This window comes from Gordonia sp. (in: high G+C Gram-positive bacteria) (assembly GCF_049299075.1).
Lineage (GTDB): Bacteria > Actinomycetota > Actinomycetes > Mycobacteriales > Mycobacteriaceae > Gordonia.
Genome location: NZ_JBAQWU010000366.1, coordinates 1 through 5,373, shown reverse-complemented (window position 1 = coordinate 5,373; position 5,373 = coordinate 1). Strand labels below are relative to the sequence as shown.

The window sequence follows — 5,373 nt, the reverse complement described above, 5'->3', positions numbered from 1 at the left end:
GCCCCGGCGGCCGCGATGTCGGCCGGTGCGGCCACCACCGCGGTCGCCGACCGCCCCGTGTCCGCTCCCGGCGCGAACCGCAAGGCCACCGGACGTAAGTCCAGTGAGCGCAAGCTCGCCTACTGGCTGGTCGCACCGGCGGCCATCGTCATGCTGCTGGTGACCGGATACCCGATCCTGTATGCCTTCTGGCTGTCGCTGAACCGGGCCACCCTGACCGCGCCGGACGAGAACGAGTTCATCGGTTTCGCTAACTATGCGACGGTGCTCACCGACAGCTTCTGGTGGGATGCGCTCTGGGTGACCTTGTTCATCACGGTGGTCTCGGTGATTATCGAACTGATCCTGGGCATGTTGATCGCGTTGGTCATGCACCGGACGATCTTCGGCAAAGGCACCATCCGCACCGTGGTCCTTATTCCGTACGGCATCGTGACGGTTGCCGCGGCGTTCTCTTGGTACTACGCGTGGACGCCGGGGACCGGCTATCTGGCGAACCTGATCCCGACCGATACCGATCTGTTGACCCAGCAGTGGCCGTCGATCTTCATCATCATTCTGGCCGAGGTCTGGAAGACCACCCCGTTTATGGCGCTGCTCCTGCTGGCTGGTCTGGCGCTGGTGCCCGACGACCTGCTCAAAGCCGCGCAGATCGACGGTGCGAGTGCGTGGACCCGGCTGTGGAAGATCATCATTCCGTTGATGAAGCCGGCCATCCTGGTCGCGCTGCTGTTCCGCACGCTCGACGCCTTCCGGATCTTCGACAATATCTACATCCTCACCAAGGGCAGCAATGGCACCGGTTCGGTGTCCATGTTGGGCTACAACAACCTGTTCAAGGCCTTCAACTTGGGAGTGGGATCGGCGATCAGCGTGCTGATCTTCGTGTGCGTGGCGATCATCGCCTTCGTGTTCATCAAGATCTTCGGGGCCTCGGCGCCCGGTTCCGACAACGAGGGGCGGTAGCCGAACATGAACCAGGTCAACAAGCGGGTCGGCTGGACCATCGTCAACATCCTGGTGGTCCTGTACGCGGTCATCCCGCTCTGGTGGATTATCAGCCTCTCGCTCAAGCCCATCGGCAGCGTGACCGACGGCAACTTCATCCCGCGACAGTGGACGCTGGACAACTACCGCAGCCTCTTTGCCGACGGCGTATTCACCCAGCTCGGGTGGGTGTTGGTGGGTATGGTCGTCGGCTTCGCGCTACTCGGCGTCGCGATCTGGGTGGGGCGTCGCGCGATGGCTGACGGCAATGAGTCGCGGCAGGGCCTCGCCCGGGTGGCCACCTGGATTCTCGGGATCGCACTGGTCGTCGCCCTGATCTGGGGCATTTTGGTGCCCCTTGCCGACGGCGGCAGCTTCGGCCGACCGCTGATCAACTCGATCGGTATCGGGCTGATCACCACGCTCATCGCGGTGGTCCTGGGCACCATGGCCGCCTATGCGGTCGCCCGTCTGGAGTTTCGCGGCAAGAAGCTGCTCATCGGCGCCGCGCTGCTGATTGCGATGTTCCCGCAGATCTCACTGGTGACCCCGCTGTTCAACATCGAGCGCAAGCTCGGCCTGTTCGACACGTGGGCCGGACTGGTGATCCCGTACACCGCGTTCGCTCTTCCGCTGGCGATCTACACCCTGTCGGCGTTCTTCCGGGAGATCCCGTGGGATTTGGAGAAGGCAGCAATGATGGACGGCGCCTCGCCGTCGCAGGCCTTCCGCCGGGTCATTGTGCCGCTGGCCGCTCCGGGTGTGGTGACCGCCGCCATCCTGGTGTTCATCTTCGCCTGGAACGATCTGCTGTTGGCCCTGTCGCTCACGTCGACGCAGCGGGCCATCACCGCGCCGGTCGCCATCGCGAACTTCACCGGCGCGAGTCAGTTCGAAGAACCCACCGGGTCGATTGCGGCGGCCGCCGTCGTGATCACCATTCCGATCATCGTGTTCGTACTCTTCTTCCAACGTCGTATCGTCGCCGGTCTGACCTCCGGCGCGGTGAAGGGATAATCCATGGCCGACATCGTTCTGGAGAATGTCTCCAAGCAGTACCCGGACGGCTCGACGGCGGTGCAGGACGTCAACCTGCACATCGCCGACGGCGAGTTCGTCATCCTGGTCGGACCATCTGGCTGTGGCAAGTCGACGACCCTCAACATGATCGCGGGCCTGGAGGACATCTCCTCGGGGACTCTCGCGATCGGCGGCGAGCGGATGAACGACGTCGCTCCGAAGGACCGCGACATCGCGATGGTCTTCCAGAGCTATGCGCTGTACCCGCACATGACTGTGCGCGAGAACATCGCCTTCCCGTTGACGCTGCGCAAGCTGCCGAAGGAGGAGATCGCGGCCAAGGTCGACGAGGCCGCGCGCATCCTGGATTTGGCGGAGCACCTGGACCGTAAGCCGGCCAACCTTTCGGGTGGCCAGCGCCAGCGGGTGGCGATGGGTCGGGCGATCGTGCGTCACCCGAAGGCGTTCCTGATGGACGAGCCGCTGTCGAATCTGGACGCAAAGTTGCGCGTGCAAATGCGCACCGAGATCGCCGAGTTGCAGGCCCGGTTGGGCGTCACCACCGTCTATGTCACACACGACCAGACCGAGGCGATGACCCTCGGCGACCGCGTCGTCGTGATGCGCGGCGGTGTGGTGCAGCAGGTCGGTGCGCCGCAGGATCTGTACGACCATCCGGCGAATTTGTTTGTCGCCGGCTTCATCGGCTCCCCGGCGATGAACTTCATTCCCGGGCGTCTCACCCCGACCGGCATCGAGACCAGTATCGGCGTGATCGAGCTGCCCGACCACGGTCAGCTGATCGCCAATGCGCAGGCGGCGGGTTGCCGCGGCGAGGTGCTGGTCGGCGTACGCCCGGAGCACCTGGCCGACGCCGAGTTCACCGAGCCGGCGCACCTCTCGCGGATGACGACCTTCGACGCACGGGTGGACATCGTGGAGTCGATGGGATCGGACAAGTACTACTACTTCTCGCTGGACCGCGGTGCGGCCGCCGCAGCGGTGCTCCACCAGCTGGCCGAGGATCTGGGGGCCAGCACCCCGGGCGGCCAGAAAGTGGCCCGGTTGCTCCCGCAGACGCGCGTTGCCCGCGGCGGTACCTTGCACCTGGCGATGGAGAACAGCCTGCTCCACGTCTTCGATGCCGACACCGGTCAGACCCTGCGCTGACCTCGGCACCGTCTACGCTGATCGGGTGAGTTCTGTTCCCGAACTGGTCGCTGCGCACCTGACCGAGGTCCTTGGTGCTGCGCCGCAGCGAGCCAGCGTGACCTTCCTTGGGGTCGAGCCCATCGACGTCCTGCGGTATGCGGACGCCGAGGCAAGGCTGGTCGTGTTCGCTACGGCTGGCTGTGCGCGGCACCCGATGCACGATCCGGCAGAGTTGGTGCCGGACCCGGTCGTCGGGCCGCGGGTGGAGCTGGTGGTCCGGATGCAGCCGAGTGCGCCGTTGGCCGGTCTGCACAAGTCGCTGGCGACCCTCGCCGCGGCGCCGGCCGTGGAGGGCCTGATCTTGGGTGACGATTCGCTTGTCGACCTGCAAGAGCCGCTGTGGAGCGGGGCGGTCTGTTCGGCCTACCTGCTCACGAGGGACCTGGACGTGCCCGCGCTGCCGCTGGGCGGCGGCCGCGATCCGGTGGCGTTCTTGCGGGCCGTGCCGATCACCGCGAATGAGGCCGCGTGGGTGCGGCTCAAGGGCGCGCAGGCGCTGCGGGAAGCATGGGACGAGGGCGGCGTCGACGTCACCGATCCGACACGCGGCGGCGTCACCCCCAGCTAGGTTCGCGCAACGTGGGGGCTACAGCCAGCGGTTTTTGTGCAGGACCACCCAGAGGGTGGTGCAGATGAGCAGGAGCAGGAGCAGGACGGCCGGGTACGACCAGCGCCAGGCGAGTTCCGGCATGTGCTCGAAGTTCATCCCGTAGATTCCGGCGATCGCGGTGGGTACGACGGCGATGGCCGCCCACGATGAGATCTTCCGCATATCGGTGTTCTGCTGAATGCCGACTTTGGTCGCGGCCGCATTGAGCAGGGTGGTGAGGCGCTCGTCGTAGCCGTCGATCATGTCAACGGCGGCGGTGAGGTGATCGGCGACGTCGCGGAAGTGGCGTCGGATCTCCTTCTCGCCGAAGGCTCCGGGCAGTTCCGCGCGCAGGGTGGAACCGGGGCCGGCGGCGCCCGACAGCCAGGCCAACGGCACCGCCAGCGGCGCCACCGCGCGATGGAGTTCGAGGATCTCGCGCTTGAACATGTACACGACGTCGATGTCCAGGTCGGTGGTGCTCGAGGCGAAGACGTGTTCTTCGAGTTCATCGACGTCGTCGGCCATATCGATGGCGACGCGCTGGTAGCTGTCCACCACATGGTCGGCGACGGCATGCAGCACGGCGACGGGTCCGAAGGCGAGTGCCTCGGGTCGGCTCTCCAGCGCAGCCCGCACTCCGCCGAGTTGGGTGTGGTTGCCGTGGCGGACGGTAATCACGAAGTCGGGGCCGGCCAGCACCATGATTTCGCCGGAGCTCACGATGTCATTGGCTTTGTCTACCGCAGCGTGGTCGACGTAGTGCATGGAGCGCAGGACCAGAAAGACGGTGCCGTCGTACAGTTCCAGCTTTGGTCGCTGATGCGCGTCGACGAGGTCCTCGACGACCAGGGAATGCAGGTTGAAGACGCGAGCGACCGATGCCATCCGGGCCGCCGTGGGTGAATGCAAACCGAGCCAGACAAAGCCGCGGCCGGTGGCGCGAACGCGCTGGTAGGCCTGGGCAAAGTCGCCGGTATCGTCCAGGCGCGCTCCGTCAACGTAGACGGCGCAGTCGAGGACGAGATCGCGGGCGGACGGAGAGTGGCTCGGCACGCCCCGATGGTATCGAAGAACTCCACTCCGGTGTCTCTTAGAGTGGGAGCGTGGCTTTTGATCTCACCGTCTACACGACGACCGCAATCACGTTGATCGTGATCATGGATCCGCCCGGCCAGGTTCCGGTGTTCCTGTCGCTGGTGGGTCGCCGCACACCGGCCTACCGCCGCCAGGCGGCGTGGCAGGCGACGCTGGTGTCGCTGCTGGTCATCACGGTCTTCGCCATCGCCGGCCGCGCGATTCTCGGCTATCTGCACGTCTCGATTCCGGCCTTACAGGGGGCGGGCGGGCTGTTGCTACTCCTCGTGGCGTTGCAGCTGCTGTTCAGCACGGGGGGACCAAAGAGCGCCGCTGCCGACGATGAAGTGAACGTCGCACTTGTCCCACTGGGCACTCCGCTGCTCGCGGGACCGGGTGCGATCGCCGCGGTGATCGTCGCCGTCGGCGAAGCCCACGGTAGTGGCCCGGCCTACCTGGCTATCGCCGCGGCGATTGTCACCGCGCAC

The 5,373-nt window shown here is 65.7% G+C and carries 5 protein-coding genes and 1 pseudogene; 5 read left to right on the top strand and 1 reads right to left on the bottom strand.

Going from position 1 to position 5,373, the window contains the following annotated elements; translation table 11 throughout:
- From WAW85_RS11505 to WAW85_RS11490, 4 genes and pseudogenes are all read left to right on the top strand, one after another.
- On the top strand, positions 1-966 hold a 966-nt coding region (locus tag WAW85_RS11505), incomplete at its 5' end, for a carbohydrate ABC transporter permease (RefSeq protein ID WP_422559744.1).
- A gap of 402 nt (positions 967-1,368) precedes the next feature.
- Positions 1,369-2,004: pseudogene (locus WAW85_RS11500) on the top strand (carbohydrate ABC transporter permease); the annotation flags it as partial.
- Between the two features lie 3 nt (positions 2,005-2,007).
- On the top strand, positions 2,008-3,177 hold the full coding sequence (locus WAW85_RS11495) for an ABC transporter ATP-binding protein (protein WP_422559743.1): 1,170 nt from the start codon (positions 2,008-2,010) through the stop codon (positions 3,175-3,177).
- Positions 3,149-3,787 (top strand): suppressor of fused domain protein, encoded by a 639-nt coding sequence (locus WAW85_RS11490; RefSeq protein ID WP_422559742.1) that lies wholly within the window; start codon positions 3,149-3,151, stop codon positions 3,785-3,787. Before WAW85_RS11495 ends, WAW85_RS11490 begins: the two co-directional genes overlap by 29 nt.
- Positions 3,788-3,805: 18 nt before the next feature.
- Here WAW85_RS11490 and WAW85_RS11485 read toward each other — a convergent pair whose 3' ends face one another.
- Positions 3,806-4,864, bottom strand: a complete 1,059-nt coding sequence (locus tag WAW85_RS11485; RefSeq protein ID WP_422559741.1) for a magnesium and cobalt transport protein CorA — start codon at positions 4,862-4,864, stop codon at positions 3,806-3,808.
- Positions 4,865-4,914: 50 nt separating this feature from the next.
- On the opposite strand from WAW85_RS11485, the gene WAW85_RS11480 reads away from it, so the two are divergent.
- On the top strand, positions 4,915-5,373 hold a 459-nt coding region (locus tag WAW85_RS11480; protein WP_422559740.1), incomplete at its 3' end, for a MarC family protein.

What these genes read in the sequence shown, in the direction of transcription:
- WAW85_RS11495 (WP_422559743.1), top strand. Translation starts at nt 2,008, where the DNA reads ATGGCCGACATCGTTCTGGAGAATGTCTCCAAGCAGTACCCGGACGGC.
- WAW85_RS11490 (WP_422559742.1), top strand. Translation starts at nt 3,149, where the DNA reads ATGCCGACACCGGTCAGACCCTGCGCTGACCTCGGCACCGTCTACGCT.